General features: G+C 48.2%; 18 protein-coding genes and 2 other annotated features. All 18 genes read right to left on the reverse strand.

Features of this window, described 5'->3' with window-relative positions:
- Nucleotides 1–7: 7 nt before the first annotated feature.
- Complete coding sequence (rpoB, locus tag C7R93_RS24730; protein WP_106841290.1) at nt 8–3,547, reverse strand: DNA-directed RNA polymerase subunit beta; 3,540 nt, start codon at nt 3,545–3,547, stop codon at nt 8–10.
- Between the two features lie 307 nt (nt 3,548–3,854).
- The gene (locus C7R93_RS24735) at nt 3,855–4,451 is read right to left on the reverse strand and encodes a class I SAM-dependent methyltransferase (protein ID WP_106841310.1); all 597 of its coding nucleotides are present in this window, start codon (nt 4,449–4,451) and stop codon (nt 3,855–3,857) included.
- Between the two features lie 99 nt (nt 4,452–4,550).
- The gene (rplL, locus tag C7R93_RS24740) at nt 4,551–4,913 is read right to left on the reverse strand and encodes a 50S ribosomal protein L7/L12 (RefSeq protein WP_106841291.1); all 363 of its coding nucleotides are present in this window, start codon (nt 4,911–4,913) and stop codon (nt 4,551–4,553) included.
- Nucleotides 4,914–4,968: 55 nt separating this feature from the next.
- The gene (rplJ, locus tag C7R93_RS24745) at nt 4,969–5,484 is read right to left on the reverse strand and encodes a 50S ribosomal protein L10 (RefSeq protein WP_106841292.1); all 516 of its coding nucleotides are present in this window, start codon (nt 5,482–5,484) and stop codon (nt 4,969–4,971) included.
- 24 nt (nt 5,485–5,508) lie between these two features.
- Nucleotides 5,509–5,672 (reverse strand) — a sequence feature (ribosomal protein L10 leader region).
- A gap of 42 nt (nt 5,673–5,714) precedes the next feature.
- On the reverse strand, nt 5,715–6,398 hold the full coding sequence (gene rplA, locus C7R93_RS24750) for a 50S ribosomal protein L1 (RefSeq protein WP_106841293.1): 684 nt from the start codon (nt 6,396–6,398) through the stop codon (nt 5,715–5,717).
- Between the two features lie 89 nt (nt 6,399–6,487).
- Nucleotides 6,488–6,913, reverse strand: coding sequence for a 50S ribosomal protein L11 (gene rplK / locus C7R93_RS24755; RefSeq protein ID WP_007716214.1), 426 nt, complete (start codon nt 6,911–6,913; stop codon nt 6,488–6,490).
- A 183-nt stretch (nt 6,914–7,096) separates the two neighbouring features.
- The gene (nusG, locus tag C7R93_RS24760) at nt 7,097–7,633 is read right to left on the reverse strand and encodes a transcription termination/antitermination protein NusG (protein ID WP_017247036.1); all 537 of its coding nucleotides are present in this window, start codon (nt 7,631–7,633) and stop codon (nt 7,097–7,099) included.
- Between the two features lie 45 nt (nt 7,634–7,678).
- Nucleotides 7,679–7,927, reverse strand: coding sequence for a preprotein translocase subunit SecE (gene secE / locus C7R93_RS24765; protein WP_106841294.1), 249 nt, complete (start codon nt 7,925–7,927; stop codon nt 7,679–7,681).
- Nucleotides 7,927–8,076: a 50S ribosomal protein L33 gene (gene rpmG, locus C7R93_RS24770; RefSeq protein ID WP_003392018.1), complete on the reverse strand. Its 150-nt coding sequence runs from the start codon at nt 8,074–8,076 to the stop codon at nt 7,927–7,929. Before rpmG ends, secE begins: the two co-directional genes overlap by 1 nt.
- A gap of 240 nt (nt 8,077–8,316) precedes the next feature.
- A complete protein-coding gene (sigH, locus tag C7R93_RS24775) occupies nt 8,317–8,967 on the reverse strand; it encodes an RNA polymerase sporulation sigma factor SigH (protein ID WP_005828894.1) in 651 nt (216 codons plus the stop codon).
- A gap of 83 nt (nt 8,968–9,050) precedes the next feature.
- Nucleotides 9,051–9,575: an NYN domain-containing protein gene (locus C7R93_RS24780; RefSeq protein ID WP_106841295.1), complete on the reverse strand. Its 525-nt coding sequence runs from the start codon at nt 9,573–9,575 to the stop codon at nt 9,051–9,053.
- A 1-nt stretch (nt 9,576) separates the two neighbouring features.
- The gene (gene rlmB, locus C7R93_RS24785; RefSeq protein WP_106841296.1) at nt 9,577–10,332 is read right to left on the reverse strand and encodes a 23S rRNA (guanosine(2251)-2'-O)-methyltransferase RlmB; all 756 of its coding nucleotides are present in this window, start codon (nt 10,330–10,332) and stop codon (nt 9,577–9,579) included.
- A gap of 1 nt (nt 10,333) precedes the next feature.
- Nucleotides 10,334–10,738 (reverse strand): Mini-ribonuclease 3, encoded by a 405-nt coding sequence (locus C7R93_RS24790; RefSeq protein ID WP_007716204.1) that lies wholly within the window; start codon nt 10,736–10,738, stop codon nt 10,334–10,336.
- A gap of 17 nt (nt 10,739–10,755) precedes the next feature.
- Entirely contained in the window at nt 10,756–12,162 is a 1,407-nt protein-coding gene (cysS, locus tag C7R93_RS24795) for a cysteine--tRNA ligase (RefSeq protein ID WP_106841297.1), read from the reverse strand.
- Nucleotides 12,143–12,808 (reverse strand): serine O-acetyltransferase, encoded by a 666-nt coding sequence (cysE, locus tag C7R93_RS24800; RefSeq protein ID WP_106841298.1) that lies wholly within the window; start codon nt 12,806–12,808, stop codon nt 12,143–12,145. The genes cysS and cysE overlap by 20 nt, the downstream gene beginning before the upstream one ends.
- A 100-nt stretch (nt 12,809–12,908) precedes the next feature.
- Nucleotides 12,909–13,169: a binding site (T-box leader), on the reverse strand.
- A 29-nt stretch (nt 13,170–13,198) separates the two neighbouring features.
- Complete coding sequence (gene gltX / locus C7R93_RS24805) at nt 13,199–14,665, reverse strand: glutamate--tRNA ligase (RefSeq protein ID WP_106841299.1); 1,467 nt, start codon at nt 14,663–14,665, stop codon at nt 13,199–13,201.
- Between the two features lie 87 nt (nt 14,666–14,752).
- Nucleotides 14,753–15,226, reverse strand: coding sequence for a 2-C-methyl-D-erythritol 2,4-cyclodiphosphate synthase (gene ispF, locus C7R93_RS30785; RefSeq protein WP_056493496.1), 474 nt, complete (start codon nt 15,224–15,226; stop codon nt 14,753–14,755).
- 3 nt (nt 15,227–15,229) lie between these two features.
- On the reverse strand, nt 15,230–15,916 hold the full coding sequence (gene ispD / locus C7R93_RS30790) for a 2-C-methyl-D-erythritol 4-phosphate cytidylyltransferase (RefSeq protein ID WP_244191652.1): 687 nt from the start codon (nt 15,914–15,916) through the stop codon (nt 15,230–15,232).
- Between the last annotated feature and the right edge of the window lie 14 nt (nt 15,917–15,930).

The raw sequence follows: 15,930 nt of genomic DNA on the forward strand, positions 1-15,930 counted from the left end.
CGGAATCTTACTCTTCGTTCAAGCTTCCGCCTTCGAGTACAAGGTTCAGTTTTTCACCGTTACCTTCATCCTCGTCTTCCATTTCACGCATTTCAATCTCCTTCTCATCACCGGACAGAATCTTCACGTCCATACCCAAGCTCTGGAGTTCCTTGATCAATACCTTGAAGGACTCTGGTACACCTGGTTCTGGAACGTTTTCGCCCTTAACAATCGCTTCGTACGTTTTCACGCGGCCCACGACGTCATCCGACTTGACAGTGAGAATTTCTTGCAAGGTGTAGGCAGCACCGTATGCTTCCAATGCCCAAACCTCCATCTCCCCGAAACGCTGTCCACCAAATTGAGCTTTACCACCCAATGGCTGCTGCGTAACAAGAGAGTAAGGACCAGTGGAACGAGCATGGATTTTGTCATCGACCAAGTGAGCCAGTTTCAGCATGTAAACACAACCAACCGTTACACGGCGATCAAATGGTTCACCTGTACGACCATCAAACAAGATCGTTTTTCCGTCACGATCCAGGCCTGCTTCTTCCAACGTTTCGAATACTTCTGCCTGACGTGCACCGTCAAATACTGGCGTTGCTACGTGGATACCCAGAAGCTTCGCTGCCATACCCAAGTGAGTCTCCAATACCTGACCGATGTTCATACGCGAAGGTACGCCCAACGGGTTGAGTACGATCTCTACTGGAGAGCCATCTGGCAGGAACGGCATGTCTTCTTCCGCCATGATGCGGGCGATAACCCCTTTGTTACCATGTCGACCGGCCATTTTGTCACCTACGGAAATTTTCCGTTTTTGGGCGATGTAAACGCGAACCAGTTGATTTACGCCTGGTGGCAATTCGTCGCCATTCTCACGCGTAAATACTTTTACGTCTACAATGATACCGGAACCACCATGCGGTACGCGCAGGGATGTATCACGAACTTCACGAGCTTTTTCACCGAAGATTGCATGCAGAAGGCGCTCTTCTGCTGTCAGCTCAGTAACCCCTTTTGGCGTAACCTTACCAACGAGAATGTCGCCGTCCTGAATCTCTGCACCAACACGGATGATACCGCGTTCGTCCAGGTTTTTCAGAGCATCTTCCCCGACGTTTGGAATATCGCGAGTGATTTCCTCTGGACCCAGCTTGGTGTCGCGAGCTTCGGACTCGTATTCTTCAATATGGATAGACGTATACACGTCATCTTTTACAAGTTTTTCACTCAGAAGAATCGCGTCTTCGTAGTTGTATCCTTCCCACGTCATAAACGCAACGATTACGTTACGACCGAGAGCCAATTCACCTTTTTCAGTGGATGGGCCGTCCCCAACGATATCGCCTTTTTCAATCCAGTCTCCGCGACTTACGATTGGACGCTGGTTGATGCAGGTACCTTGGTTGGAACGGATAAACTTGTGCATTTTGTATTTATCGAGATCGCCGGCAACTTTTCTGCCGTCGATTTCTTGGTAACGACGAATCCAGATTTCGCGAGCCGTTACGCGCTCTACTTGACCCGGATGCTTGGCAACGATCGCCACGCCGGAGTCTTGCGCTGCTTTATGCTCCATACCCGTACCGACAAACGGTGCTTGTGGAATCAAAAGCGGAACGGCCTGCCGCTGCATGTTTGAACCCATCAGTGCGCGGTTGGCGTCATCGTTCTCGAGGAACGGAATCAGCGCTGTCGCAACAGATACAACCTGCTTCGGCGATACGTCCATGAAGTCAACCTTGTCGCGAGGTACGCTCAAGATCTCACCTTTACGACGGCAGATAACCATGTCGTTAACAAATCGGCCATCTTGATCGAGAGGCTGATTCGCCTGCGCCACGTTAAACACATCTTCCTCATCAGCCGTCAAATAGCTGATGTCAGTCAACACGAAGCCTGTTTCCGGATCTACTTTACGACGAGGCGTTTCGATAAATCCGTAGTCATTAATGCGTGCAAAGGAAGACAGAGAGTTAATCAAACCAATGTTTGGTCCCTCTGGCGTCTCAATTGGACACATACGACCGTAGTGAGAATGGTGAACGTCGCGCACTTCAAAGCCTGCGCGCTCACGCGTCAAACCACCAGGTCCGAGTGCGGACAGACGGCGTTTGTGCGTCAGCTCAGCCAATGGGTTTGTTTGGTCCATAAACTGAGACAGCTGCGAGCTACCAAAGAACTCCTTCAGTGATGCAATCACTGGACGGATGTTAATGAGAGCCTGCGGTGTAATTTGATTTTGATCCTGGATGGACATACGCTCACGAACCACACGCTCCATACGGGACAAACCGATACGGAACTGGTTCTGCAAGAGCTCACCCACGGAACGGAGACGACGGTTACCCAAGTGGTCAATGTCGTCAGTGGAACCAACACTGTGCAGGAGGTTCATGAAATAGTTGATCGCCGATACGATATCCGCCGGCGTAATATGCTTGAAGGACTTATCTACATTTCCGTTTCCGATTACTTTGATGATCTTGCCGTCTTCAATCGGAGAGAAAATATTAATAGATTGTAGATGGATTGCTTCATCTTCCAGAACGCCGCCATGCGTGCGAACGTCAATAAATCCGATGCTGCCTTCCAGAGCTGGCACAATGCGTTCCAATACACGACGGTCAATCATTTGACCGGCTTCGGCGAAAATTTCACCTGTAGTGGTATCGATCAATGTTTCAGCCAAACGTTGGTTGTACAGACGGTTTTTCAGATGAAGCTTCTTGTTCATTTTGTAACGACCAACAGAAGCCAGGTCATAGCGCTTAGGGTCGAAGAAACGAGAGATCAAGAGGCTCTTCGCATTTTCAACTGTTGGCGGCTCGCCCGGACGAAGACGCTCGTAGATTTCGATGAGCGCTTTTTCCGTAGAATCGGTATTGTCTTTTTCCAGCGTGTTCTTGATGTATTCATCTTCACCCAGCAAGTTGAGAATCTCGATGTCAGAACCAAAGCCCAACGCACGCAAAAGAACCGTTACCGGGATTTTTCGCGTACGGTCGATGCGGACATAAATTACGTCTTTCGCATCGGTCTCCAGCTCCAGCCAAGCACCCCGGTTCGGGATTACTGTAGCTGTAAACGTCTGCTTGCCGTTTTTGTCCACTTTGGTGTTGTAATATACACTGGGGGAACGAACAAGCTGGCTGACAATAACGCGCTCAGCACCATTAATAATGAAGGTTCCCGTTTCGGTCATGAGCGGGAAATCCCCCATGAAGACTTCTTGTTCCTTCACTTCTCCCGTCTCTTTGTTCAACAAACGTACCTTCACACGCAGAGGCGCCGCATAGGTGACGTCACGTTCTTTCGACTCGTCAACATCGTACTTCGGCTCTCCCAAGCTGTAGTCGATAAACTCCAGCACGAGATTACCTGTGAAGTCCTGGATTGGCGAAATGTCTTGGAACATCTCACGGAGCCCCTCATCAAGGAACCACTGGTAGGACTTTTGTTGAATCTCGATGAGATTTGGAAGGCCCAGCACTTCGTTAATACGTGAATACGTACGACGCTGGCGGTGTCGGCCACTTTGAATCACTTTACCTGCCAACTTATTCACCCCTCAGGTTGTGTTTTCACACATAGAAACTCGGCATTCGGCAACTTTAAAATCGCAGACGAATGCCTAAAAATAAAAATGGGTTAAAGCAGTTTCAACCATTTTTAACCCAGAGAAACTCTATTTTAAAAGAATTCCCATGTTTTCACGCAAACATTCCTATCTAAGGAAAAAAGTAGAAACGCTTGACGGACAGGAAATCGCTGAAAAATAGACATTTATCCCATATTGACATTTTATAATGCTACCACATTGAAGTATTCGCGTCAAGAAAAGATTTCTAATGATTTCTTCTTGCTTATTTGATTGCACGGAATATGTGGTAGCCCTTTTCCCGATCTACTTCTATCACTTCACGGTACATTTCCTGTAGTTTCTTCAATGCAGATGGGGCGCCTTGTTTCTTTTGAATGACAACCCACATTTCTCCACCATCAACCAACAGATCGTAACCTTCCGCGAAAATGCGATGAACGATTTCCTTGCCCGCGCGAATCGGCGGGTTGGTCAGAATGACGTCAAACTGCTCACCTTGCACGCCGCTATAAACATCACTCACTCGAACCTCGACATTTTTTAATCCATTTGCTTCTGCATTACGACGAGCCAGGTTCACCGCACGCTCGTTCACATCGATCATCGTTACCCGACCATGTTCAGCAAGTCTGGCAGCCGTCAAGCCCATCGGACCATACCCACAGCCCACATCGAGCACACGCGCATGACTGTCGATTTCCATGTTCTCGATGAGCAATACACTTCCAAAGTCAATCCGGTCTCGTGAAAAAACGCCTGCATCCGTAATGAAACGAAGCTCATTGCCACGAAGCATAAACGTAAATTGCTGTTCGTCATGTGCAGCACCCGGTCGATTGGTGTAGTAGTGGTCTGCCACGTGTGATTCACCCTTCCTCATCGTTTCAACATGCATTCATCAAAACCTTACAGAAAAACCCCCTGCCGCAGGCAAGGGGATTTCCTTAAGGAAGCTAACTTACTTTACTTCTACTTGTGCGCCAGCTTCTTCGAGTTTTGCTTTGAGAGCTTCTGCTTCGTCTTTGGAAACGCCCTCTTTGAGTGTTTTTGGAGCGTTGTCTACCAGGTCTTTTGCTTCTTTCAGACCCAAGCCAGTCAGCTCGCGAACAACTTTGATTACGTTGATTTTGGAAGCGCCGCCGCTTACCAGGTTAACAGTGAACTCAGTTTGCTCAGCAGCAGCTTCTGCTCCGCCACCAGCAACTACAGCTACAGGAGCAGCAGCAGTTACGCCGAATTCTTCTTCGATTGCTTTTACCAGGTCGTTCAGTTCGAGAACGGACATGCCTTTAATGGCTTCCAAGATTTGCTCTTTACCCATTTTAAAATCCTCCATTCAAGGAATCGTATTTGTAAAACATTAACCGATCAGGCGATTACGCGCCTTGACCTTCTTTTTGTTCTGCCACTGCTTTGACTGCCAATGCAACGTTGCGCATTGGAGCTTGCAGGACGGAGAGAAGCATGGACAAGAGACCTTCGCGGTTTGGTAGGGACGCCAATTCTTTAATTTGATCAGCACCAACTACTTTACCTTCGATAACGCCACCCTTGATTTCCAGCTTGTCGTTTTTCTTCGCGAATTCAGCGATAACTTTCGCTGGAGCGATGATATCTTCCGTGCAGAACGCCAAAGCGTTCGGTCCAGTCAGATATTGATCCAGTTCAGTCAGGCCTTCCTTCTCAGTAGCCAAACGAGTCAAGGAGTTTTTCAACACTTGGAACTCAACACCTGCTTCACGCAATTGTTTGCGGAGCTCGGTTACTTGGGCTACAGTCAGACCGCGGTAGTCAGCCACCACTGTGGTTTGGCTTTCGCGGAGTTTGGTAGCGATTTCGTTGATCGCTTGTACCTTTTCTTCACGAATAACGGTTGGACGAATTTCTGCCATTGTTTACACCTCCCGTGCTCTAATCCTAGAAAATGAAGAATGCCCTCGCAGACTCACGAGGGCATAATGCTATATCGTCAAAGGAAAACAGCGTTTCCTCATTCGTACATTACACGCCTCGGAGGGATATTAAGCGTTACTTTCACAAGCACCGCGCCTTCTGTCTACGGCATATTCTTTTCATCAACAGGGACTATCTTAACAACTCCCACAAAGGAAGTCAAGTGTCATTATTTTACAGCTACACGTACACCAGGGCCCATAGTAGAGCTCAGGGTTACATTTCTCATGTAAACACCTTTTGCTGCAGCCGGTTTCGCACGGTTCAGTGCGTCAGTCAGAGCAGCCAAGTTGTCAGCCAGCTTGTCAGCATCAAAGGATGCTTTACCGATAGGAGCGTGGATGTTACCAGCTTTGTCTACGCGGTATTCAATTTTACCTGCTTTGATTTCGTTAACCGCTTTTGTTACATCGAAAGTAACAGTACCGGTCTTAGGGTTTGGCATCAGGCCTTTTGGACCGAGAACACGACCCAATTTACCTACTTCACCCATCATGTCAGGAGTAGCTACTACAACGTCAAAGTCGAACCAGCCACCTTGAATTTTCGCGATCATGTCTGCATCGCCTACGAAGTCTGCGCCAGCTGCTTCAGCATCTTTTGCTTTTTCGCCTTTAGCGAATACGAGAACACGTTGCACTTTACCAGTACCACGTGGCAATACAACAGCGCCACGGATTTGTTGGTCAGCACGCTTAGGGTCTACACCCAAACGGAAAGCTGCTTCAACAGTTTCATCGAACTTAGCAGTAGCTGCTTTTTTAACCAGCTCAATACCTTCTGCTACTTCGTATACTTTGTTTTTATCAACGAGCTTTACAGCCTCTTGATATTTCTTACCTTTTTTCGCCATGATTAAATCTCCCTTCAATGTGGTCGTAGCGGTTGATCCTCCCACAGACAGGGGGGCACAACGTCTGTGCCCCCTTGCACTCAAGACAATTAGTCTTCGATTACGATACCCATAGAACGAGCTGTACCTTCTACCATGCGCATAGCCGCTTCTACGGATGCAGCATTCAGGTCAGGACGCTTCAGTTCTGCGATTTCACGAACTTTATCACGCTTCAGCGTAGCAACCTTTGTTTTGTTTGGTACGCCGGAACCGGACTCGATACCAGCAGCTTTCTTCAACAGAATTGCAGCTGGAGGAGTTTTTGTGATAAAAGTGAAAGAACGGTCTTCAAACACAGTGATTTCCACCGGAATGATCATACCTACTTCGCTTTCAGTGCGAGCATTGAATTCTTTACAGAATCCCATGATGTTTACACCAGCTTGACCGAGAGCCGGACCTACTGGAGGTGCAGGATTCGCTTTACCTGCTGGAATTTGTAATTTAATTACGCGGATAACCTTCTTAGCCACGTAAGACACCTCCTTACTTCACATGTGGTTATTACGGGGGAATGCCCCCTCCCACCGTTTTTTGAAAGTCTAGTAAAAGACTTTCGATCTATAGTGAGAGTGCAAGAAACCCCAATTAGTGTTGTGGGATTGTTAAAACAAAATGAAATGTAACACATAGCGCGATACTTTTCAAGTTGAATCCTAATCCAATTTTTGAACTTGTGTAAAGTCTAGCTCTACCGGTGTTTCGCGACCGAAGATGTCCACCAATACGCGAACCTTCTGCCTGTCCGGGTGAATCTCGATAATCTCCCCGGTGCGATTGGAAAACGGACCATCTATGACGCGCACCATATCGCGGAGAGCATAATCGACTCTGATCTTGGGAATTTCGATTCCCATTTGCTTGAGAATCGTATCGGCCTCTTCAGGACGCAGCGCTGTCGGTTTAGAGCCAGCACCCGTGGATCCGACAAAGCCGGTAACCCCAGGGGTGTTGCGCACGACATACCAAGAGTCGTCCGTCATCACCATTTCAACAAGGACGTATCCAGGAAACACTTTTTTCGTGACGGTGCGCTTCTTACCATCCTTGGTTTCCACCTCTTCTTCAGTGGGAACAAGAACGCGAAAGATCTTGTCTTCCATGCCCATCGACTCGAGTCGCTTCTCCAGATTGGTTTTCACCTTGTTTTCGTAACCTGAGTACGTATGAAGTACATACCATGCTTTTTCCATATCCAACAGGACGATAACCGTCCGTCCCTCCTAAGACTTGCATAATTACGTTCCTAGAATCAAATCGATCAAGCGCGAGATACCCAAATCAACGACGAAGAAGAATACTGCCAGGAGCACAACCGTAACAAGAACAACAAGCGTATAGGTCGTCAATTCTTTACGGTTGGGCCAACGGACTTTCTTTAGCTCGGACATTACGTCACTAAAAAAACCACCGGTACGGCGAAAACTGGCTCCGATTCGTGATAAAAAACCCACTTTGCCACCCCCTGACTTCGTCGCATCAACCATTACTTCGTCTCGCGATGAAGGGTTTGCTTCTTGTCACGGGAGCAATACTTTTTCAGTTCAACACGTTCAGTAGTGGTGCGCTTGTTCTTCGTGGAGATATAGTTACGCTCGCCACACTCGGTGCACGCCAACGTGATGTTTACTCGCATTTATTGCCACCTCCATCTCATTTCAAACCTGCTATTAATTAAAAGTACCCCGATGATAAATAGTACGGGAAAACCGCTACTTTTTCCAGACCATTTCATTCACCTAAGTAACCATAGAACAGAGAGATAAAAGTCTATGGCTACCTAAATAAATTTATCATACCGAAATACCCATGTCAAACAAAATGACTTGACAACCGGAAGTCCTTTTGCTTCCAAAATAAAAAGAGAGATTCTCTCTTACAGATGAATCTCTCTTCCTTCTAGATAGCGCTCTAGCTTACGCTTGACTCTCTGTAATGCATTATCAATAGATTTGACGTGACGCTTCAGTTCAACAGCAATCTGCTGATAGGATCGTCCGTCCAAGTAAAGCATGAGAACCTGACGCTCCAAGTCACTCAAGATTTCACTCATCTTGCCCTCGATGTCATCGAATTCTTCCCGATTGATAAACAATTCCTCTGGATCGGTCACCTTGGTTCCCGAAATCACATCGAGTAGTGTGCGGTCAGAATCTTCATCGTATATAGGCTTGTCCAGTGAGACGTAAGAATTGAGCGGGATGTGCTTTTGGCGTGTCGCCGTCTTGATCGCGGTAATGATCTGACGGGTAATACACAGTTCGGCAAATGCCTTGAACGACGTGAGCTTGTCTCCTCGGAAGTCGCGAATAGACTTGTACAGTCCGATCATCCCTTCCTGCACGATGTCTTCGCGGTCAGCCCCAATAAGAAAATAGGATCTCGCTTTGGCACGGACGAAGTTCTTGTATTTGTTGATCAAATACTCCAAAGCTTCGGCGTCATTATCGCGAACCAGGTCGACTACTTCTTCGTCGGTCATTAGTTCATATTGGGCATGCTTTAACTCCTTGAGGTCAACACTCACAAATGATCCCTCCGCCAACCGGTTTCTCCAATAGATAGCGCTATTATACATGATGCCGTAAAAAAGCGTCAACCGAATCCAAGTTATTCCCTTCTCCATTTTTCGAATATTTTCGCTATTTCATCATTCAGCGTAATCCGTCTGGAGAAGCCCTCTTCTTGCGTTTTTTCGACCTGTTTCTTGATTTCTTTCCCCGCATTTTCCATATCGAGCAACAACTCCCGGGCAGATTTGCGTAAAGCTCCCTGCCCAAATATGACACGTTGCGACGTATAGTCAGAAGTTGCCACATAAATTTGTCGATTTTTATTGTGAAATTCGGAGACTAACTGCTCGATTTTTTCGTCAGCCGTCTCCTTTTTCTTCGTGAAATAGACTTCAACCTGGAAGTCTTCCATTTGACGGCCAATGCCAGGAACGTTGTACGCATCAAAAACGATGATAACCTTCGTCCCTGTGTAGCTCTGGTATTCTGCCATTTTTGCGATCAACTGATCACGCGCCTCGTCCATCCGCTCTTGATCCTTCAGCAGGCGCAGATCGGGCCAGGCGCCGATGATATTGTATCCATCTACGATCAACAGCTGCTTGGCTTTTTTTTTCGCCATATCATTTCACCCGCGTCGGAATTGGACTCCTGGAGCGATAGACTTCATACATCAACAAGGCAGCTGCTACAGAGGCGTTGAGTGAGGTAACATTGCCCGCCATCGGAAGGCTGTATAGAAAATCACAGTTCTCCCGAACGAGGCGACTCATGCCTTTTCCTTCGCTGCCAATGACAATCGCGAGCGGCATCGTAAAATCACCCTGACGGAAATCTTGTTTAGCACTCGCGTCTGTTCCTGCGATCCAAACGCCGCGTTCTTTGAGCTCTTCCATGGTACGAACTAAGTTCGTCACTCGCGCTACCGGCACGTAGTTGATCGCCCCTGCTGAAGCTTTTGCCACTGTTGCCGTCAAACTGACAGAACGTCGTTTTGGAATGATGACACCATGAGCACCGACTGCATCGGCTGTCCGCATGATCGAACCGAGGTTATGTGGATCTTCCAGCTCGTCCAACAGCAAAATGAACGGCACCTCGTTTTTTTCCTCTGCCCGCTTCAAAATATCGTCTACTTCTACATAATCATAAGCAGCAACAGAAGCCACTACCCCCTGATGGTTGTCCGTCGACACGAGCTGATCCAACTTTTTGCGGTTCGCTGTCGTCACAATGACACCCTGTTCTTTCGCCAAGGCAAAGACAGGTCCCATCAGATTTTTATTTGTTCCCTCTGCAACCCAAATCTTATTAATCGTACGGCCTGATCGCAAAGCCTCGATGACGGGGTTTTTCCCCAGAATCCATTCTTCACTCATTTCATGATTCTCCTTCCACTATGGCAAAAGCTTGCTGCACAATTTCAGCGATCCGCTCTTCTTTTCCACTCAAGTACAGGTACCCGATCAATGCTTCAAAAGCCGTTGCGTGACGGTAGTCGATAATATCGGCGTTTTTGGCACTGGAGCCAGATTTGGCATTCCGCCCCCGCTTCACTACATTCAATTCTTCCTCTGGCAATGTGGGCATTAACGTCAACAACACATTGGCCTGTGCTTTCGCTGAAACATAGCGGTTGGCCGCCTTGTGGAGCTGGTTTGGTTTAACCAGCCCCTTGGCGATCAAATGATACCTGACACAATGCGAATAGGTAGCATCCCCGAGGAAGGCAAGCACGAGTGGATTGGTCAGATTAGGATCTCGGGTCAGTTCTTCTTTTTGCATCTATTTTCTTCGGCCCCTTATTTTCGACGCCAGCGAACACCTTGTGGCGTGTCCTCAAGCACGATTCCTTTTGCTGCGAGCAGATCGCGGATTTCGTCAGAACGGGCAAAGTTTCTTGCTTTGCGAGCTTCTGTGCGCTCTTCGATCAACGCATCGATCTCACTATCCACCAGCTCCTGCTCTTCTGCAATTTCAAGACCAAGAACCTCCGTCAACTCCCCCAACAGATCCATGTACGCACGAACTTCAGTTTCGCCTACATTTTGATGACGCAAATACAGGTTGGCTTCCTTCACGACGTCAAAAATAACGGTAATAGCATTCGCTGTATTGATATCATCATCCATCTCGGAAATGAATCGCTCACGAAGCTCCCCAATGATTCGTGCTTGCTCCTGTGCCTGATCATTCGGCTCTTCTGCGCGCACGGTATCCAGACGATGGGACAGGTTCGTATACGCGGTCTTGACTCTCTCTAGACCATTGGCCGCCTGTTCAATCAACTCTTCGCTAAAATTGATCGGGTTGCGATAATGCCCCTGAAGCATGAAGAAGCGAATTAATTGACCGCCGAACTTCTCCGAAAGCTCGCTCGCAAGCAAGAAATTCCCGAGGGATTTGGACATTTTTTCGTTATCGATATTGAGCATGCCGTTGTGTAGCCAGTAGCGAGCAAAGACTTTACCCGTAAAGCACTCCGACTGGGCAATTTCGTTTTCGTGGTGCGGGAACACAAGGTCTGTTCCGCCCGCATGGATATCGATTTCCTCACCCAAAAACTTCAGGGCCATTGCCGAGCACTCAATATGCCATCCCGGTCTTCCTTCGCCCCACGGACTGTCCCAGGTAACTTCTCCGGTTTTGGCCGCTTTCCAAAGTACAAAGTCCAGGGGATGTTCCTTTTTCTCGTTGATTTCTACACGAGCACCTGCCTGCAAATCATCCAACGGTTGATGTGAGAGCTTTCCGTATTCCTGAAAACGTCCCGTGCGGAAATAGACGTCTCCCTCACTCTCGTAGGCAAAGCCTTTTTCAATCAACCCTTGCACGAATTCAATAATCTCCGGAATCGTCTGCATCACTCGTGGTTGAATATCAGGTGGCAGTACGTTCAGTGCTTTCAGATCAGCATTGTACGCATCCGTGTATCGATCAGCCACTTCTTTGACGGTGACACCTTCCTGATTCGCCACACGTATCAGTTTGTCATCTACATCCGTAATGTTTTGCACGAATGTCACTTCATAGCCACGATATTTCAAGTAGCGGCGAAGCGTATCAAATACAATGGCAGGGCGCGCATTACCAATGTGGATGTAGTTGTACACGGTCGGGCCGCACACGTACATTTTTACCTTCCCTGGCTCCAATGTGTGAAACGGTTCCTTTCGCCGCGTCATCGTGTTAGTCAGCTGAATGCCCATCGTTCTTTTTATCCTCCCTCAAAAGCTCCAATTCTTTGCGTAATTGCTCAATTTCCTTTTGCATCATACGAATCGTATCTGCTACCGGGTCTGGCATGTTTACATGGTCCAAATCATTTTTGACGCGCTTGCCATCCTGGATGACGATGCGTCCCTTGATTCCTACTACGGTCGAGTTAGGCGGTACCTCCTGCAAGACAACGGCACTAGCCCCTATCTTTGAATTATCGCCAATTTTGAAGGAGCCCAACACCTTTGCTCCCGTAGCAATAATGACATCATTGCCGATTGTAGGGTGACGTTTTCCTTTTTCCTTACCTGTTCCCCCGAGTGTAACCCCTTGATAAATCGTTACATTGTCTCCAATTTCGCACGTCTCTCCGATCACAACACCCATGCCATGGTCAATGAACAAGCCGCGGCCAATTGTTGCGCCCGGATGAATCTCAATTCCCGTGAAAAAGCGGGATAGTTGAGAGACAATTCGGGCGAGTGTACATAGTTCGGCCTTCCAGAGCCTGTGGGCAATCCGGTGCCCCCATATCGCGTGCAAACCGGAATAGGTCATGACGACTTCCAGCGTACTGCGCGCAGCCGGGTCTCGTTCAAAAACAGCATGAATGTCATCTCTCATCTGTGCTAACATTTTTGGGTGGCACCTCCTGCCTGATTTACCTGCTCACTTTCAACCTCAATGTCAGGGTTCAAAAAAATAAAAAACGTCCCTATCCCCTCAAACACGAAGGGACAGAGACGGGTTTACCGTGGTTCCACTCTGCTTAGATCGTCACACTGTCTCTCGAACGCACAACAGTCATGAACAAATCTCGCTCATATCCCGATAACGGCGGGAAGCCGATGGCGCCTACTGATATCTTTTCAAAAAGATAGGTTCAGCTCATTGCTCACAGGGGCATTTCCATACAGGGCACATCAGATGGCTCTCACCTATCCATCCTCTCTGTAGATGTGCAAACTGTTGTACTTCTCCTGATCGTCGCATTCCTTTGTATAAAATCATGCAGCAGACAATCGTCTACTGACCGTTTGCAATTACTTGCTCTGCACGTGCAATCACCTTGTCGCGTCCGAGCAGATACAACGTCTCCGCTAAATCGCGACCATGTGCCTGGCCAGTTGCTCCTACACGGACTGGCATGAACAACGCCTTGCCTTTGTGACCCGTTTCCTTTTGCACGTCTTTGAGTACCGCTTTAATAACATCCACATTATATGCATCATGGGCAGAAAGGTGCTTCACAAAGGAAGCAAGTACTTCCGGCAATTGTGGTTCTTTTAGCACCAGAGTTGCTTCTTCATCGTACACCACTTCGTCGAGGAAGAAAAGAGCTGCCAGCGGAACGATTTGCGCACAGTAGGACATTTGCTCTTGGTACAAGCCAACAATACTGCGAACCCATTCGCTCTTCTCAGCAGACAAATTCTCTTCGATGAAGCCAGCTTTTTGCAGATGCGGGATACACATGTCTGTAATCATATCCAGCGGTTGGCGCTTCAAATAGAAGTTGTTCATCCAGTTCATCTTCGTTGCATCAAACACCGCTGGCGACTTGTTCACGCGGTCCATCGAGAACAGCTTGATCAAATCTTCCATTAAGAAAATCTCTTCTTCGCCACCTGGAGACCATCCCAAAAGAACAAGGAAGTTCACGATTGCTTCTGGCAAGAAGCCGAGGTCACGGTACTGTTCAATGAACTGAAGGATGCTCTCATCGCGCTTGGACATCTTTTTGCCATCTTGGTTGAGGATCAGAGCCAAGTGAGCGAAGTCAGGCGCTTCCCACCCTAAGGCTTCATAAATCATCAATTGACGAGGCGTGTTGGACAGATGCTCTTCACCACGAATGACGTGGCTAATTTTCATCAAATAGTCGTCCACTACAACGGCAAAGTTGTATGTAGGAATTCCATCAGGACGGCAAATAACGAAATCGCCCATCTCGTTGGAGTTGAAGGTTACCTGGCCACGAATCAGGTCGTTCACAACATACTCGCGATCATCCTGAACGAGGAAGTGAATGGATGGCACTCGCCCTTCTGCTTCGTACTGAGCACGCTGCTCGTCCGTTACATGGCGGTGCTTTTCCAAAATGCGTGGTGTTTCTCCACGTGCGAGCTGTTCTTCACGCTCTGCATCCAGTTCTTCTTTTGTCGCGTAGCAGTAGTATGCTTTGCCTTCTGCCAGCAGTTGATCGATATATTTCCGATAAATGTCCAGACGCTCTGTTTGACGGTACGGTCCATACGGTCCACCAACATCCGTACCTTCCTCCCATGTTACGCCGAGCCATTTCAGGTTTTTCATTTGCTCTTCGTCCGCATTTTCCTTATTGCGCGTTTGGTCCGTATCTTCAATCCGAACGATGAACGAACCACCGTGATGTTTTGCAAAAAGATAATTAAAGAGCGCTGTTCGCGCACCGCCGATGTGTAAATGCCCCGTAGGACTCGGCGCATAACGTGTGCGGATTTCTTTCGCCATTGGTAGCACCATCCTTATGAATGTAAAAGGCTATAAACTTGACCTAAGTAAAAACGTATCTAAGGCTTTATGTTACACCTTGCCCTTCTACTTGACAAGCAAGCATACTGCCTGTGCAGCGATTCCTTCTCCTCTACCTGTAAAACCGAGTTTCTCCGAAGTCGTCGCCTTCACATTCACTTGCGAGAGGTCGTCTACTTCTAGCACACGCGCAATAACTTCACACATTTGCGGGATGTACGGCGCCATCTTCGGTGCTTGGGCAATGATTGTTGCATCCACGTTTCCTAAACGGTAGCCGCGCTCCCGAACCAACTTCCATACATGCTCCAGCAGCTTTACGCTATCCGCATCCTTAAAAGCAGGGTCTGTATCTGGGAAATGACGGCCAATATCCCCCTCACCAATCGCTCCAAGAATCGCGTCACTAATCGCATGGAGGAGAACATCCGCGTCAGAATGCCCCAGCAAGCCTTTTTCATACGGGATGGTGACGCCTCCGATAATGCATGGACGCCCCTCTACCAATTGATGCACGTCAAAACCTTGTCCAATACGCATGAGCTACTCTCCCTTTCGTTTCCGCAATATCTCTTCACCAAACCACAGATCATCTGGCGTAGTAATCTTAATGTTCTCATAGCTTCCGTGCATAATCGCTACCGGATGACCCAGCCACTCAACCAGCATCGCATCATCCGTGCCCAACTTCCCTGCTGCCTCTGCTGCCTGATGTGCCTCTCGCAATAAAGACATACGAAAAGCTTGTGGGGTTTGAACCGCCCACAAGCTTTCCCGTGCCGGGGTTGACTCTACAAGTCCTGTTGCCCCCACCACTTTTATCGTATCTTTGACAGGTACTGCCATGATCGTTGCCTGATCGTGTTGCACCTGTTTGATCATGTCACTGATCTGTTTGCGAGTGACGAAAGGACGAGCAGCATCGTGAACCAGTACGTAATCGCAATCTGCGGGTAGTGAAGCCAGGCCATTTCTCACACTGTCTTGTCGCTCCGCTCCACCCAGTGTCACCACAGCCTCCAGCTTTTCAGCCGAGACCCAGGCCATTACTTCTGCGTGGTCTCTTTCACTCACCACCAACACGACTTCATCAATGTCGGGATGAGTAGCAAAAAGACGTACCGTATGAGCCAAGATCGGCTCGCCCGCAAGCGGTAACCACAACTTGTTTCGTTGTCCACCCATTCGTTTACCCGAACCGGCTGCAACGATCACGACACCCGTACTCACTGATTCATCCCTCT

This window comes from Brevibacillus fortis (assembly GCF_003013395.1).
Taxonomy (GTDB): domain Bacteria; phylum Bacillota; class Bacilli; order Brevibacillales; family Brevibacillaceae; genus Brevibacillus; species Brevibacillus fortis.